Here is a 12941-nt window from a genome sequence, read left to right as displayed (position 1 = left end):
AATCACACGGTGTGTGTCACTTACCGTTCGGTCAGCTTGAGTTCGATACGTCGGTTCTGCTGGCGCGCCTCCTGGCTCTCACCCTCGGCAATCGGCTGATACTCACCAAAACCTGCGGCGACCAGACGATTTGCCGGGACACCCTTCGAGATCAGGAACTTGACGACGGAGGTCGCACGCGCCGATGATAGCTCCCAGTTGTCACGATAACGACCGGAACCGGAGAGCTGAACATTGTCCGTGTGCCCGTCGACACGCAGGACCCAGTTAATCTCAGCAGGTATTTCCTTGGCGAGATCAAGAAGGGCTACAGCCAGCTTTTCCATTTCCACCTGCCCTTCCGGGTTCAGTTCATTGCCGCCAGATGGGAACAGAACTTCAGATTGGAATACGAAACGGTCACCCACGATACGGATATTTTCGCGGTCAGAGAGAATTTCGCGCAACCGGCCGAAGAAGTCCGAACGGTAGCGGTTCAACTCCTGCACGCGCTGCGCCAGCGCCACATTCAGCCTTCGCCCAAGATCGGCGATCCTGACCTGAGAAGACGCATCCTTTGCCTCGGATGCCTGCAAAGCCGATTCGACCGAAGCGATCTGCGCACGAAGCGCCGCAATCTGCTGGTTCAGCAGCTCAATCTGTGCAGAAGCGCGGGTATTTGCCTGCTTCTGATCATCCAGCTCACCTGTAAGGCTGCCGATACGTGAATTTGCTGCGGCGTTGTTTCCGCTGCCGGCGTCAAGAAGCGACTGCAGCCTAGACCGCTCGTTCTCGGATGCGGCCAACGTCGATTGCAGGTTCGCCAGGGTATCCTCGATATCCTGCTTGCTGCCTTTCTCCATCGCCAAGAGTTCGGTCAACTCGGCAATCTGACTGTTAAGGCGGGTCAGGACTTCGTCCTTGCCGGTGATTTCCCGCGACAGAACAAACTGTGCCAGCACGAAAACCGTCAGCAGGAACATGATGGCCATCAACAACGTCGACAGCGCATCGACGAAGCCCGGCCAATAATCGACCCCTCTGTCGCGACGGCGATTGCGCGCGAGCGCCATGGCTACTCGCTCCCGTTATCGTGGCGTATACGCCCGGAAGAAGACTTTGCATCCTCATCGACACGCGCCGACAGCCGATCGAGCGTACGGCGAAGCGACTTCGATTCTTCCTGTTGCGCTTCAATCCAGTCACGCAACATCTGCTGTTCACTGCGCATGTTCTTCACAAGGCCCTGGATGCCTTCTGCAAGGCTGGTCATGGCGGCGAGTGAACGTTCGGTGCTGACGGCTGTACCCGGCTCGGCCTTCACATCCCTGACAATATCAGCTCCCGTATCGGTAACGGAAGACAGCCAGTTTTCCAGCTGGGTATAGAAGCGGTTCTGGGCTCTGCCTGCCTGCAGATCAAGGAAACCGAGAATGAGCGAACCAGAAAGACCAAGCAGCGACGACGAGAACGCCGTGCCCATACCGGAAAGTGGTGCCGTCAACCCGGCCTTCAGCGAGCCGAGGATATCGGTGCTGTCGCCAGCACTCGGGTCAAGCGACTGAATGACGTCGCTGATTGCACCGATGGTGCCGATCAGGCCCCAGAACGTCCCGAGAAGACCGAGGAAAACCAGAAGCCCGACAAGATAACGCGACGTATCGCGGGATTCATCAAGGCGGGTAGCAATCGAATCAAGGATTGTGCGTTGTGTGACAGTCGAGAGACGCACATCACCGCGCTTGCCAATCAACGTGCTCATCGGTGCCAGAAGCTTCGGAGCACGACCAGCTTTCTCGACACTGCCTGCGGCCCGGAAGGCGTTGAACCAGCGCACTTCCGAACGCAGGCTCATGGTCTGCGTGAAGACCAGAATGATGCCAATGACCAGAACACCAAGAATGAAGCCGTTCAGCCCCGGGTTCGTCATGAAAGCGGTATGGGCCTGCCGATAGAGGATAGAGGCCAGGAAACCAACGAGGACCAGAAAAAGGACCATCGTCCAGAGGAATGGTGTGGGGCTGGACAGCTTGTGGCTGTACTGCCGAGTGGTCACCGGTTTCTCGACACCAAGATCGAGCAACTCCGAATCCGCCATGACGTTTGCGTTCCCTTTGGTCACTTGTTCAGCGGAAGCTATTTGAAAATTGCGACGAATTGAAGTGAAAACCCGGTGTAAAATCACAGGCGTTTCACGTCCTTGGATTGAAACGCCGCCAGACAAAAGAAAAGCGCCCGGCGAATGATCGCCGAGCGCTGCAAATCCTTCCGAAAACCTCAGGATTTTCAGGAAAACGTTATTACCGACCAGGAATCGGACGGTTGGCAACTTCGACCAGTGCCTTGTGGATATATTCGTTGCCGGCTGCCACGCTGCCGGTGTCGAAGATCGCCGAGCCGCCCTTTGCATCGCTCGCAAAGCCACCAGCTTCGCGAATCAGGACGAGACCGGCGGCCATATCCCACGGCGACAGTTCAGCTTCCCAGAAACCGTCGAGGCGGCCAGCCGCGACATAAGCAAGATCAAGCGATGCAGCGCCCATGCGGCGAATGCCCGCGGCTTCGCCCATGACGTGACGAAGTTCGACAAGAAACTTGCCGTGATTGCCACGGCCAAGATGCGGAACGCCACAACCGATAACGCAGTCGGTCAGAACTTTACGTGCGGCAACACGGATACGACGGTCGTTCAGGAACGCGCCGCCGCCACGCTCAGCGGTGTAAAGCTCATCGGTGGCCGGATTGAAGATAACGCCAGCGACAATTTCACCGTTACGCTCGAGAGCGATGGATACAGCAAAGTGCGGAATGCCGTGCAGAAAGTTGGTGGTGCCATCAAGCGGATCGACGATCCAGCGATGTGCGCCGTCGGTGCCCTTTTCCTCGCCGCCTTCTTCACCAAGGAAGTCATAGGTCGGACGAGCCTTCATCAGCTCGTCGCGGACAATCTTTTCCGCCTTGAGGTCGGCCTGCGACACGAAATCGCTTGGACCTTTGACCGAGACCTGCAGGTTCTGCACTTCACCGAAGTCACGCGCCAAAGACTTTCCCGCCTTGAGGGCGGCCTGAACCATGACATTGAGAAGGGCTGAACGGGCCATCGAGTTCGTTTCCTGGAAAGCTGCCGGACCACCCGAAAACTGGCCGGGCAGGAAAGGCTATTATTATTCTTGAATTGAGAGTTTGCGGTTCAAGACCACAAAACGCGCCGAAATTCAAGGCTAAAAGCCTCAGGCGCGCCGACAGGGCGCTTCTCCTTGCCGTTACATTGGCCGAAAGCGGTTTGCCGCCTCGATTGCCTTTTTCTGCTGTTCGTCAGTGATCCCGAGATAAAAATCCTCCAGCGAAGGGTCTTTCAGGCCTGCCCGCCGCGACAGCACGTACCACTTGGCAGCTTCAACAGGGTCAGGTCGAGTGCCGAGCGCCTGAATGTAGAGATGCGCCACCTTGTTCTGTGCAACGACGTTGCCACGTTGCGCCGCACCGTAGAGCCAGCGAAAACCTTCATCCAGGTTCCGCTCACCACCAGAACCATTCACCAGCCAGATTCCCAGATCGACCTGCGCTGTGTCGTAACCTGCCTTAGCAGCACGCATCAGCCAGTCGCGCGCCTTCGCCTTCTTCTCAGCAGGAACATCCTTGACCGACCAATAGATCTGCGAGACGGCATACTGCGCATCGGCAATGCCTTGTTCGGCGGATTTTTCGTAAAAGGGCAATGCCAGCATCAACCCCTTGGCGCCAGGGTTTTCCGAAACGAGTATCTGGCCCCAGTTGAACTGGGCAGATGCATTCCCCGCCTCGGCAGCACGGCGCATGAAATCGTCTGCCTTGGCCTTGTCGCGCGTGACGAATTTACCCTCCATCAGAATGAGGGCGAACTTGAACATGGCAACGGGATCACTGCCCTCGGCTGCCTGTTGATACCAGAACGCGGCGGTCTTTTCGTCGCGCGCAATCCCCAGACCACGCGACATCATTTCCGCAACCAGCGTCTGTGCGGTCGCATCTCCGTTCTGGGCGCGGGTGAGCGCCTTGTCCAGGGCCTGAACATATTCACCACGTTGGTAATGCCCGTAAGCCTCATCGACCTTGCCGGTAAATTCCTTCTCCGGCGGCAGGGCAGGAAGTTCCGCACCCATGCGCTGATAGACGTTGACACCCTGCGACGGCTGCAAATCTTTCTGCTCTTCCGACAACACACGCCCCTGGCGGGTCGGCTGCGCCTCGTCTTCCAACTGACGAGCGAGAGGATTTTTCTCCGTCGCCGGACCGGACTGCGCAAAAGCCGGGAAAGCCGCTGCGCTCAAGGAAAGCGCCAGAAGCGAAACGGAAAGGCAAAAATGAGCAGCGCGTGTAAACATCGCTCGTATCAACCGTCAAACCGTGGCGCTTTTTCGTCAAGCAGCGCGTTGATTTCAGAAACCGCCTGGGCAGGTCCTGCAGCATGGTCAAACACGGCACTGCGCAGGGCAACAAATTCGACGCCGGTCTCGGCAACAGGCACAACGGATGCGATATCCGAACCGCCCATCACGATGGCCGGAATTTCGATCATCGATGCCCACCATTCCCCGAGCGCCAGGTTTTTTGGGTGCGCCTCTGGTTTGATGTCACCTTCCAGCTTGCCAAAGAAGATGTAGTCCGGATTGGCTTCGCCCTGTTCCAGCGCCTTGTGGCGGTCATCGGCATTGCCACCGCCAACAATAAGCTTGGGGGTAAATTTCTCGACCGCCTCGGCCAGCGCCTCGCCCCCGGTGGTAACATGCAAACCATCAGCCTTGGCGCGACCCGCCACGCGGCTGTCACCGGCAATCAGTGCTGCCGCACCGGACTTTTGCACCAGCGGCACGATCAACTCAGCCACTTTCTGAAAGGCAGCGTCATCCAGGCCATATTGCGGAATGATGACCGAGGCCACATCGCCGCCACGCAGCGCCTCTTCAACGGCCTTGGCCTGATTCTGCATGTCGTCCGCTTGCGGAACGATGAGGACAAGGCGGCAACGGTCTACGGTTGTGGTCATGGGTTCGTCCATTTCAGGCAGAAGACGCTTTCGGCGCAATCTGCACTCGTTTTGATATGACAAATCCGATAAACCGGACCGGCGAAAGGATCAACCGTCCATCCATGCTGACAGATTTTCATTTTTTTATGGCCGCCATTCCCGCCGTCATCCTTGTAGGCCTTTCAAAGGGCGGACTGGGCGGTGCACTTGCCCTTATGGGCGTTCCCATTATGGCACTTGCTGTGCCGCCCGTGCAGGCGGCGGCAATCTTTCTGCCGATTCTGATCGTGATGGATATCGTGGCTCTCTGGGCCTGGCGCCATCATAATCATCGCGAAACATTGCTCATCATGCTGCCGGGAGCCATTGCCGGTATTGCAATCGGCTGGGCAACCTCCAGTATGATTTCGGCTGACGCCATGCGTCTCATCGTTGCAACCGTGACAATCCTCTTCGTGCTGCGTTATTTCTATGAGAGTTTCCTCAGCAGAAAAGGCCAGGAAATTCCTGCAAAACCGCAGCGACGCGGACCGGCAACGCTGTGGTCGACCCTGTCGGGCTACGCCAGTTTTGTTGCCCATGCGGGAGGACCTCCCTTCCAGATCTATGTGTTGCCGCTGAAGCTGGACCCAAAAACCTACACGGGCATGAGCGTTCGCTTTTTCGCGATCATGAACGCGATTAAACTCATCCCGTATTTCGCTCTGGGGGCGCTCGACTCGAGCAACATGAAAACGTCAGCTCTGCTGCTTCCGGTCGCAATGCTCGCCACGATAGCAGGGGCAAAAATCGTCAAATATCTGAAACCTGCGGTTTTTTACCCGCTGATGTACACGATGGCGCTGCTCGCGGCCTTGAAGCTGCTCTGGGATGGATTGCCGATCTGACACGGCAAAAAATTGATATGGAGAAAATTAAAAAGCTCCGACCGCACCTTGATGCAGCCAGAGCCTGAATTGTCTAACCACCCGTCCTTACATAATTGAAGGCGGCGGCAGTCTGTCAATCAATGCCTTGTTGAGGCCTTGAGCCTCTGCAATTCGTCCTTCAGGCGCAGTTTTCGACGTTTGATATCGGCGATCTCCGTGTCATCCGAAGACGGGGAAGCAAGAATACTTTCGAGCTCTTCCTCCAGAGCGCCGTGTTTCTTTTCGAGCGATGCAATATGAGCCTGAATGGTCATGCGGCACGTCCTTCCTTTTTGAACCTACCTCCAGCTCTCCATCACTGGAGTTTCAGGTTTACGACAGCACTGTGACATGGATTAACAATCTTGTCGAAGGCGAAATCATGACAATATCTGGGCAATTTGGTCGCATGGGAAACTTCCCGTTATCGCGATTTGGTGATAGAGGCTCCAGAACAGATCACATAAGCGCCGGAGGCGATCCGGCTGGCATAAATGGGGATGACAGGATGCCCGATCAGGACCAGGCGGACATCAGGCTCGCGCTGGCGCGGTTGCGCCAGGAGCATGAGGACTATGATGCAGCGATCAACGCAATGATCCAGACCAGCTGCGATGCATTGCGGATACAGCGCATGAAGAAGAAAAAACTGGCCGTCAAGGACAAGATGTCCCAACTCGAAGACCAGGTCATACCCGATATCATTGCCTGAGCCGGAGCAAGCCAAGTGACAGCAGAAACACCGCCCGTCGCCATCATCATGGGAAGCCAGTCCGACTGGGAAACCATGAAGAACGCCGCCGATACGCTGGATGCCCTCGACGTGGAATACGAAGCGCGCATCATTTCGGCACACCGAACGCCAGATCGTCTTTACGACTTCGCAACCGGCGCAAAGGATGAAGGCTTCAAGGTCATCATCGCAGGTGCAGGCGGAGCTGCCCATCTTCCCGGCATGACCGCAGCCATGACACCACTTCCAGTGTTTGGTGTCCCGGTCCAGTCCAAGACCATGTCGGGACAGGACAGCCTTTATTCGATCGTGCAGATGCCAGCCGGTATCCCGGTCGGAACACTCGCCATCGGCAAGGCAGGCGCCATAAATGCTGCTCTGCTCGCAGCAGCTGTTCTGGCCCTTGGCGACGAGGATCTCGCTGACCGGCTCGATGCCTGGCGTGCGCGCCAGTCAGCCGCCGTTGCTGAATACCCCATGGACAATCCGCAGTGACCGGAAACATGAACAACCTTACCATCGGCATCATCGGCGGAGGCCAGCTCGGCCGAATGCTGGCGATGGCGGCAGCACGCCTCAATTTCCGGACCATCGTTCTCGAGCCGCAGGCGGATTGTCCCGCCGCACAGGTCTGCAACGATCAGATCGTGGCGGCTTACGATGACGAAAAGGCACTCGCCAAACTTGGCAGCCTTTGCGACGTCGTAACCTACGAGTTTGAGAACGTGCCGGTCTCCGCCGCCGAGAGGCTCGCCGCCTCCGTACCGGTTTATCCGCCGGCAAAGGCTCTCAGCGCATCCCAGGACCGCCTGACCGAAAAACGCTTTCTCAACGATTGCGGTATTCCGACAGCGGGTTTTCGCTCTGTCGACAGCCAGACCGAACTCGAATCCGCTTTGGCCGAATTTGGCGGCAAAGGCGTTCTTAAGACCCGACGCATGGGTTACGACGGAAAGGGCCAGCGCCTGTTCAAGGGCGGCGAAGATCTAACCGGCGCCTTCGATGCACTGGGAGGCGTACCGCTGATTCTCGAAAGCTTCGTCGCTTTCGAGCGGGAGGTCTCGATCATCGCGGCGCGGTTCAAGGATGGAACCGTGACCTGTTACGACCCTGCAGAAAACGTTCACCTGAACGGAATCCTACACACGTCCACAATCCCGGCCAATCTTTCCGACGCGGCAAAGATGACCGCTGTGCAGTCAGCTGAAAAGCTTCTTGCCGCTCTGGACTATGTTGGCGTCATCGGCATCGAGTTCTTTGTCCTGCCGGATGGCTCGCTGGTGGCAAATGAAATGGCTCCACGTGTCCACAATACCGGTCACTGGACGGAAGCAGCCTGCGTCATCTCCCAGTTCGAACAGCATATTCGTGCCGTCGCGGGCCTCGCGCCTGGCAGCACTGGCCGTCACTCCGACTGCGTGATGACCAATCTGATTGGGGACGACGTCAACGACGTCCCCCGCTGGCTTTCTGAAAAGGACTGCCTTGTGCACCTTTACGGCAAGACAGAGGCACGGCCCGGCCGCAAGATGGGCCATGTCACGCAACTCAAGAATGCGGGAAATCCTGAGTCTTTTCAGGGAAAACCACTGTGACGAGTTGACAGGCAGGGGCCGCACTGGTATCTGCCTGCCAACCGAAAAGAGCGCGCCCCGTTGCGCGCTTTTGATTGTTTTGATTAAGCGCGGTGGAAGCCGTGCAAAACTGCGGACCAGTAAAATGAAGATCAAGAATTCGCTTAAAGCGCTTAAGGCCCGTCATCGCGATAACCGCCTGGTTCGCCGTAAGGGCCGCGTGTACATCATCAACAAGCAGAACCCGCGCTTCAAGGCTCGTCAGGGCTGATTGATTGCTCTGCGGTTTGCGTTTTCTACGCGGATCACATTGTTGATAGATACAAAGTTTGCATTTGATATTGGGCGCGCGCGGATTAATCTATCCGAATGCGCCCAAATCGTTTTTGTACGTCTGTTGTTTTTGCCCAGAGCCTTATGCTGATCGGCGCGCTGTCGATCGGCCACGCAGCAGCGCAACAGGCGTCTCAGCCCACGCCCCTGGCGATAGAAGAGATCGCCCCGGCCCCTGTCCAGACCGTCGATACGCTGTTTGAGTCGCTCAAAAAAGAACGCGACGCGGTGAAGGCACGTAATCTCGCCAACCAGATTGTCGCCGAATGGAATGATTCCGGCAGCGCCACGATCAATCTGCTGATGCATTGGGCTTCGGAAGCGTCGGACGAAAAGCGAAATGCCGCCGCATACGACTTCCTCGACCAGATCATCCTGCTCGACCCCGACTTTGCGCAGGCGCCTTACCGCCGCGCCATGGTACACTTTGCTGATGGCGATACCCGCAAGGCCATGGCCGACATCAATCTGACGCTGGAAAAAGAACCAAGGCACTTTCCTGCGCTGGCAAGCCTCGCGAACATTCTCGAAGCGTCCGGCCGCGATGAACTGGCCCTTAAGGCGTGGGAGCAATATCTCGCGGTCTATCCGGCAGACAAGGAAGCCCGAAAGGAAGCCAGCGATCTCTCGGAGAAGCTGGCGGGAACACGCAGCTAAAAACAAAAATCGCCGCATAAGCGGCGATTTCTTTTTATGGATCTGCAAAAGCGGAGATCATTCCATTCCGAGCGCAGCCATGTAGGTCTGGAGGATGGTCTCTTCCTCGATACGCTCGTTGGCGTCTTTCTTGCGCAGGCGAATGATGGTGCGGATCGCCTTGGTATCGTAACCGCGTCCCTTGGCTTCGCCCATCACATCCTTGATGTCACCCTGGATAGCGGCCTTTTCTTCTTCGAGACGCTCGACGCGCTCGATGAACTGGCGCAGTTCGGCGGCGGCTACGGTTTCGGTGGTCGCTGTTTCGTCCATCATTCTTTCCTTTGTAGTGGCGGCTCTTTCATGAGCCTTGTTCGTTCAGTCGGCGAAACCTTCGCCTGTTGCCATCAATCGTGCGGCAGGAATTCCGGCCTGTGAACTGCCCACTGACAGGCGTTACGTCAAGTCGTTTCCTGCGATACAGCATTATTCCTTTGGCTTGTTTTCCTCAAATGCAGCCTTTTGAGCAGCACTTGCCTCACCTTGATAGCGGTTCTTCCAATCGTCGTAGGGCATGCCGTAGACGATCTCGCGGGATTGATCCTTGCTCATCTCAACACCCGCATCCTCGGCAGCCTCCCGGTACCAGTTGGACAGGCAATTGCGGCAGAAGCCTGCGAGGTTCATCAGATCGATGTTTTGAACATCGTGACGATCGCGAAGATGCTGCACAAGGCGACGGAAAGCCGCCGCCTCGAATTCCATTTGTTGCAAGTCTTTATCTTTGGTCATGGCAAAACTCCGAAATCCGTCAATATGGCCCGGTCCGCGACGCAAACACCTGATATTCGTGCAGAGCGGGATCGTCGTTCATTACCGCAAAAATGGGAGCAAGCCGCTCCGCCCAAGTGGTTATGCCCGCCTCGTTGCCGATCAGATCCTGCCGAACTTCGAGAAGCGCGTGGGGAATGCCCTTGATCATGCAGTGGCGGTACATGGTGTCGCCCTTCAGCGCACCGTCATAGGGCTCGTTATCACCGACAAGGATATCATTGGCGGCGCGCAGACCAGCTAGAAGCGGGCGAACAGCGCGATGGTCGCTATCCCACAAAACCGCCGCATGCCAGGGACGCGGCGTTTCCTTCCAGAACGGTGTATAGGAATGCAGCGACAGCACCAGCGGCGCCTTCCCGGTGACGGTTTCGACTTTGCCAAGCACCTGACCCACGGCATTGTGATAGGGGCGATGATAGGTCTCTATCCGCTGCTGCCACTCTTCATCTGAGATCGGATGATTGCCGGGCACGATGGCACCATCGGAAATCTTCATGATGAGCGTCGGATCATCCTCTCCGCGATTCGGATCGATCAGCAGTCGCGAAAACCGGCCCATGACCGCAGGAACGCCGAGCCGGGCGGCAAGTGATCGCGTCAACCCTTCTATCCCGATGTCAAATGCGATATGTCGCTCAAAAGCGGCTTGCGGTAGGCCAAGTTTACCGTACTGTGGCGGAAGAAGGTTCATTGCATGGTCTGCCAGAAGAACCATGCCTTTGTCATATTCGCCTTCTATGATTTCATAGGGTATGAAGTCGTTCATCGATGTTTTCTGGGACAGGATTGAGGAGAGAAACTTGATGGCATGGCTTGAGGCCGCGCGCAAGTTTAGGCGGAAGAACCGCTATCTACCCTACCGCACTCACGATCCGACAACCAATATAATCGATTAAACTCGCGTTGACTTTCTTGGGCGACCGCGCCAAGAAGTGTGTTCATTATAACCATGGAATCCGGATGGAAGCCGTGACTCAGTCATTCTTCGCTCTTCCCCGCAAGTATCGGAATCTTGCTCGTCTTTTTTCCGCAGCCGCATTGTTTGCAACCCCGCTCTTCATTGCGCAGCCTGCTCTTGCGGATTTTCGCGTCTGCAACAGCACGCAAAACCTCGTCGGCGTCGCTATCGGCTACCGGGCGCAGGAGGGTTGGGTCAGCGAAGGCTGGTGGCAGGTTCCTGCCTCCACCTGCGCGACGCTGATAGAGGGCGAATTGCAGTCCCGCTATTATTATCTCTATGCCGAAGATGCCGCCCGTGGCGGCCGATGGACCGGTGACGTCAACATGTGCGTGGCGGAAAACGAGTTCAAGATCAGCGGTGTAGACGATTGCTACGCGCGCAGCTTCCAGAGAATGGGTTTCAAGGAATACGACACGGGCAGACAGGGTAGCTGGATGGTCCAGCTTTCCGACACGCCAGGCACACAGGAAAGTCAAAACTGATGAAGCGTAATCGCAAAGTCAAAATTCTTGCTACCCTTGGTCCCGCCTCCTCCGAAGAGGCGATGATCGAGAAGCTGCATCTTGCCGGCGCCGATCTTTTTCGCATCAACATGAGCCATGCCAGCCACGACGTGATGCGGACGCTCATTCAGCGCATCCGCTCGGTCGAGAGCCGCAACGGCCGTCCTATCGGCATTCTTGCCGACCTGCAGGGTCCCAAGCTGCGCGTCGGAAAATTCGCTGAAGGCAAGGTCGATCTCGTTCCAGGCCAGACCTTCACGCTCGACAACAACGACACGCCCGGCGACAACACCCGCGTTTTCCTGCCACATCCGGAAATTCTCGAGGCCGTCAAGCCTGGCCATCGCCTGCTGATCGATGACGGCAAGCTGCACCTGCGCGCCGAAAAGAGCGATGGCAAGAGCATCGTGACCACAGTTGTTTCCGGCACAAAGATTTCCGATCGTAAAGGCATCAGTCTTCCTGATACGCTGCTCGGCGTCGGCGTTCTGACTGATAAGGACCGCGTTGACCTTGACGCTGTTCTCGCCACCAACGAAGTCGACTGGGTCGCACTTTCCTTCGTTCAGCGTCCGGAAGATCTGGCAGAAGTTCGCAAGATCGCTCGCGGTCGCGTCGGCCTGATGTCCAAGATCGAAAAGCCGCAGGCTATCGAACGCATCGAGGAAATCATCGAACTTTCAGACGCCTTGATGGTCGCCCGCGGTGACCTCGGTGTGGAAATGCCGCTTGAAGCCGTTCCGGGCATCCAGAAGCAGCTAACCCGCGCCTGCCGCCGCGCCGGCAAGCCGGTGGTCGTTGCAACGCAGATGCTGGAATCGATGATCTCCGCACCGGTTCCGACCCGCGCCGAAGTCTCCGACGTTGCAACCGCCGTTTTCGAAGGCGCAGATGCGATCATGCTTTCTGCCGAATCCGCATCTGGCGATTATCCGGTCGAGGCCGTTTCCACCATGGCATCCATTGCCAGCACCGTGGAACAGGACCCGCATTATTCGAACATCATCTACGCACAGCGCGCCCAGCCGGAAGCCACGGGTGCGGACGCGATTTCGCTGGCCGCACGCCAGATCGCCGAAACGCTGAAGCTTGCTGCGATCGTGACCTACACATCGTCGGGCACGACGGGTCTTCGCGCTTCGCGTGAACGTCCTCAGGTTCCGATCATTGCGCTGTCGCCGATCATTCAGACCGCGCGCCGCCTATCGGTCGTATGGGGTCTGCATTGCGTCGTCACCGGCGATGCGAATGATCTGGATGACATGGTCAACCGCGCATGTCGCATTGTTGTTTCCGAAGGTTTCGGCAAGCCCGGCGACCGCATCATCATTTCGGCAGGCGTTCCGCTCGGCACGCCAGGCGCAACCAACATGGTGCGCATTGCCTATATCGGCTCCGACGGCCAGAGCGGCGTCTGATCCCGACATCCCGATATCAACGAAGAAGCCCGCCATTTGGTGGGCTTTTTTTTG

At 57.0% G+C, this 12941-nt stretch carries 17 protein-coding genes; 8 read left to right on the top strand and 9 right to left on the bottom strand.

Translation table 11 applies throughout. From position 1 onward, the window contains the following. Positions 1–20 precede the first annotated feature (20 nt). From FY156_23240 to FY156_23220, 5 genes are all read right to left on the bottom strand, one after another. Positions 21–1052 carry a peptidoglycan -binding protein gene (locus FY156_23240; GenBank protein UXS04389.1) on the bottom strand — a complete coding sequence of 344 codons (1032 nt, stop codon included), beginning with the start codon at positions 1050–1052 and terminating at the stop codon, positions 21–23. A gap of 2 nt (positions 1053–1054) precedes the next feature. Beyond that, a complete protein-coding gene (locus FY156_23235) occupies positions 1055–2077 on the bottom strand; it encodes a flagellar motor protein MotA (protein UXS04388.1) in 1023 nt (340 codons plus the stop codon). 202 nt (positions 2078–2279) lie between these two features. Beyond that, positions 2280–3080 carry an inositol monophosphatase gene (locus FY156_23230; protein UXS04387.1) on the bottom strand — a complete coding sequence of 267 codons (801 nt, stop codon included), beginning with the start codon at positions 3078–3080 and terminating at the stop codon, positions 2280–2282. A gap of 162 nt (positions 3081–3242) precedes the next feature. After that, positions 3243–4343 carry a sel1 repeat family protein gene (locus FY156_23225; protein ID UXS04386.1) on the bottom strand — a complete coding sequence of 367 codons (1101 nt, stop codon included), beginning with the start codon at positions 4341–4343 and terminating at the stop codon, positions 3243–3245. Between the two features lie 8 nt (positions 4344–4351). Beyond that, positions 4352–5005 carry a thiamine phosphate synthase gene (locus FY156_23220; GenBank protein UXS04385.1) on the bottom strand — a complete coding sequence of 218 codons (654 nt, stop codon included), beginning with the start codon at positions 5003–5005 and terminating at the stop codon, positions 4352–4354. A 104-nt stretch (positions 5006–5109) separates the two neighbouring features. Between FY156_23220 and FY156_23215 the strand changes: the two genes are divergently transcribed. Continuing rightward, positions 5110–5874 carry a sulfite exporter TauE/SafE family protein gene (locus FY156_23215; GenBank protein UXS04384.1) on the top strand — a complete coding sequence of 255 codons (765 nt, stop codon included), beginning with the start codon at positions 5110–5112 and terminating at the stop codon, positions 5872–5874. 119 nt (positions 5875–5993) lie between these two features. On the opposite strand, the gene FY156_23210 is transcribed toward FY156_23215, so the two are convergent. Further along, positions 5994–6170 carry a DUF465 domain-containing protein gene (locus FY156_23210; protein ID UXS04383.1) on the bottom strand — a complete coding sequence of 59 codons (177 nt, stop codon included), beginning with the start codon at positions 6168–6170 and terminating at the stop codon, positions 5994–5996. A 233-nt stretch (positions 6171–6403) separates the two neighbouring features. On the opposite strand from FY156_23210, the gene FY156_23205 reads away from it, so the two are divergent. From FY156_23205 to FY156_23185, 5 genes are all read left to right on the top strand, one after another. Further along, positions 6404–6607 carry a DUF465 domain-containing protein gene (locus FY156_23205; GenBank protein UXS04382.1) on the top strand — a complete coding sequence of 68 codons (204 nt, stop codon included), beginning with the start codon at positions 6404–6406 and terminating at the stop codon, positions 6605–6607. Between the two features lie 48 nt (positions 6608–6655). Further along, positions 6656–7123 (top strand): 5-(carboxyamino)imidazole ribonucleotide mutase, encoded by a 468-nt coding sequence (gene purE / locus FY156_23200; protein UXS05221.1) that lies wholly within the window; start codon positions 6656–6658, stop codon positions 7121–7123. Positions 7124–7131: 8 nt separating this feature from the next. After that, positions 7132–8223, top strand: coding sequence for a 5-(carboxyamino)imidazole ribonucleotide synthase (locus tag FY156_23195; GenBank protein ID UXS04381.1), 1092 nt, complete (start codon positions 7132–7134; stop codon positions 8221–8223). A gap of 124 nt (positions 8224–8347) precedes the next feature. Next, positions 8348–8473, top strand: coding sequence for a 50S ribosomal protein L36 (rpmJ, locus tag FY156_23190; GenBank protein ID UXS04380.1), 126 nt, complete (start codon positions 8348–8350; stop codon positions 8471–8473). 98 nt (positions 8474–8571) lie between these two features. Then, positions 8572–9192 (top strand): hypothetical protein, encoded by a 621-nt coding sequence (locus tag FY156_23185; protein ID UXS04379.1) that lies wholly within the window; start codon positions 8572–8574, stop codon positions 9190–9192. A 57-nt stretch (positions 9193–9249) separates the two neighbouring features. Here FY156_23185 and FY156_23180 read toward each other — a convergent pair whose 3' ends face one another. The 3 genes from FY156_23180 to FY156_23170 all read right to left on the bottom strand — a co-directional run bounded on the left by FY156_23180 (position 9250) and on the right by FY156_23170 (position 10771). Further along, on the bottom strand, positions 9250–9504 hold the full coding sequence (locus FY156_23180; protein UXS04378.1) for a DUF2312 domain-containing protein: 255 nt from the start codon (positions 9502–9504) through the stop codon (positions 9250–9252). A gap of 153 nt (positions 9505–9657) precedes the next feature. Further along, on the bottom strand, positions 9658–9963 hold the full coding sequence (locus FY156_23175) for a DUF1244 domain-containing protein (protein UXS04377.1): 306 nt from the start codon (positions 9961–9963) through the stop codon (positions 9658–9660). Between the two features lie 19 nt (positions 9964–9982). Next, a complete protein-coding gene (locus FY156_23170; GenBank protein UXS04376.1) occupies positions 9983–10771 on the bottom strand; it encodes an amidohydrolase in 789 nt (262 codons plus the stop codon). A gap of 194 nt (positions 10772–10965) precedes the next feature. Here FY156_23170 and FY156_23165 point away from each other — a divergent pair, with 194 nt between their 5' ends. Together FY156_23165 and pyk are read left to right on the top strand one after the other, a co-directional pair. Then, complete coding sequence (locus tag FY156_23165) at positions 10966–11448, top strand: DUF1036 domain-containing protein (GenBank protein ID UXS04375.1); 483 nt, start codon at positions 10966–10968, stop codon at positions 11446–11448. After that, on the top strand, positions 11448–12887 hold the full coding sequence (gene pyk, locus FY156_23160; protein UXS04374.1) for a pyruvate kinase: 1440 nt from the start codon (positions 11448–11450) through the stop codon (positions 12885–12887). Before FY156_23165 ends, pyk begins: the two co-directional genes overlap by 1 nt. Positions 12888–12941: the final 54 nt, after the last annotated feature.

It is taken from the genome of Agrobacterium tumefaciens (assembly GCA_025559845.1).
In the GTDB taxonomy this organism is placed as follows: Bacteria; Pseudomonadota; Alphaproteobacteria; order Rhizobiales; family Rhizobiaceae; genus Agrobacterium.
The sequence above is the reverse complement of the archived record's forward strand: the minus strand, read 5'-3'. Positions and strand labels throughout refer to the sequence as shown.

Coding starts and splice junctions, on each gene's coding strand:
- FY156_23215 (UXS04384.1), top strand. CDS start 5,110: ATGCTGACAGATTTTCATTTTTTTATGGCCGCCATTCCCGCCGTCATC.
- FY156_23210 (UXS04383.1), bottom strand. CDS start 6,170: ATGACCATTCAGGCTCATATTGCATCGCTCGAAAAGAAACACGGCGCT.
- FY156_23220 (UXS04385.1), bottom strand. CDS start 5,005: ATGACCACAACCGTAGACCGTTGCCGCCTTGTCCTCATCGTTCCGCAA.
- purE (UXS05221.1), top strand. CDS start 6,656: ATGGGAAGCCAGTCCGACTGGGAAACCATGAAGAACGCCGCCGATACG.
- rpmJ (UXS04380.1), top strand. CDS start 8,348: ATGAAGATCAAGAATTCGCTTAAAGCGCTTAAGGCCCGTCATCGCGAT.
- FY156_23180 (UXS04378.1), bottom strand. CDS start 9,504: ATGGACGAAACAGCGACCACCGAAACCGTAGCCGCCGCCGAACTGCGC.
- FY156_23240 (UXS04389.1), bottom strand. CDS start 1,052: ATGGCGCTCGCGCGCAATCGCCGTCGCGACAGAGGGGTCGATTATTGG.
- FY156_23185 (UXS04379.1), top strand. CDS start 8,572: ATGCGCCCAAATCGTTTTTGTACGTCTGTTGTTTTTGCCCAGAGCCTT.
- FY156_23195 (UXS04381.1), top strand. CDS start 7,132: ATGAACAACCTTACCATCGGCATCATCGGCGGAGGCCAGCTCGGCCGA.
- pyk (UXS04374.1), top strand. CDS start 11,448: ATGAAGCGTAATCGCAAAGTCAAAATTCTTGCTACCCTTGGTCCCGCC.
- FY156_23165 (UXS04375.1), top strand. CDS start 10,966: ATGGAAGCCGTGACTCAGTCATTCTTCGCTCTTCCCCGCAAGTATCGG.
- FY156_23230 (UXS04387.1), bottom strand. CDS start 3,080: ATGGCCCGTTCAGCCCTTCTCAATGTCATGGTTCAGGCCGCCCTCAAG.
- FY156_23235 (UXS04388.1), bottom strand. CDS start 2,077: ATGGCGGATTCGGAGTTGCTCGATCTTGGTGTCGAGAAACCGGTGACC.
- FY156_23175 (UXS04377.1), bottom strand. CDS start 9,963: ATGACCAAAGATAAAGACTTGCAACAAATGGAATTCGAGGCGGCGGCT.
- FY156_23170 (UXS04376.1), bottom strand. CDS start 10,771: ATGAACGACTTCATACCCTATGAAATCATAGAAGGCGAATATGACAAA.
- FY156_23205 (UXS04382.1), top strand. CDS start 6,404: ATGCCCGATCAGGACCAGGCGGACATCAGGCTCGCGCTGGCGCGGTTG.
- FY156_23225 (UXS04386.1), bottom strand. CDS start 4,343: ATGTTTACACGCGCTGCTCATTTTTGCCTTTCCGTTTCGCTTCTGGCG.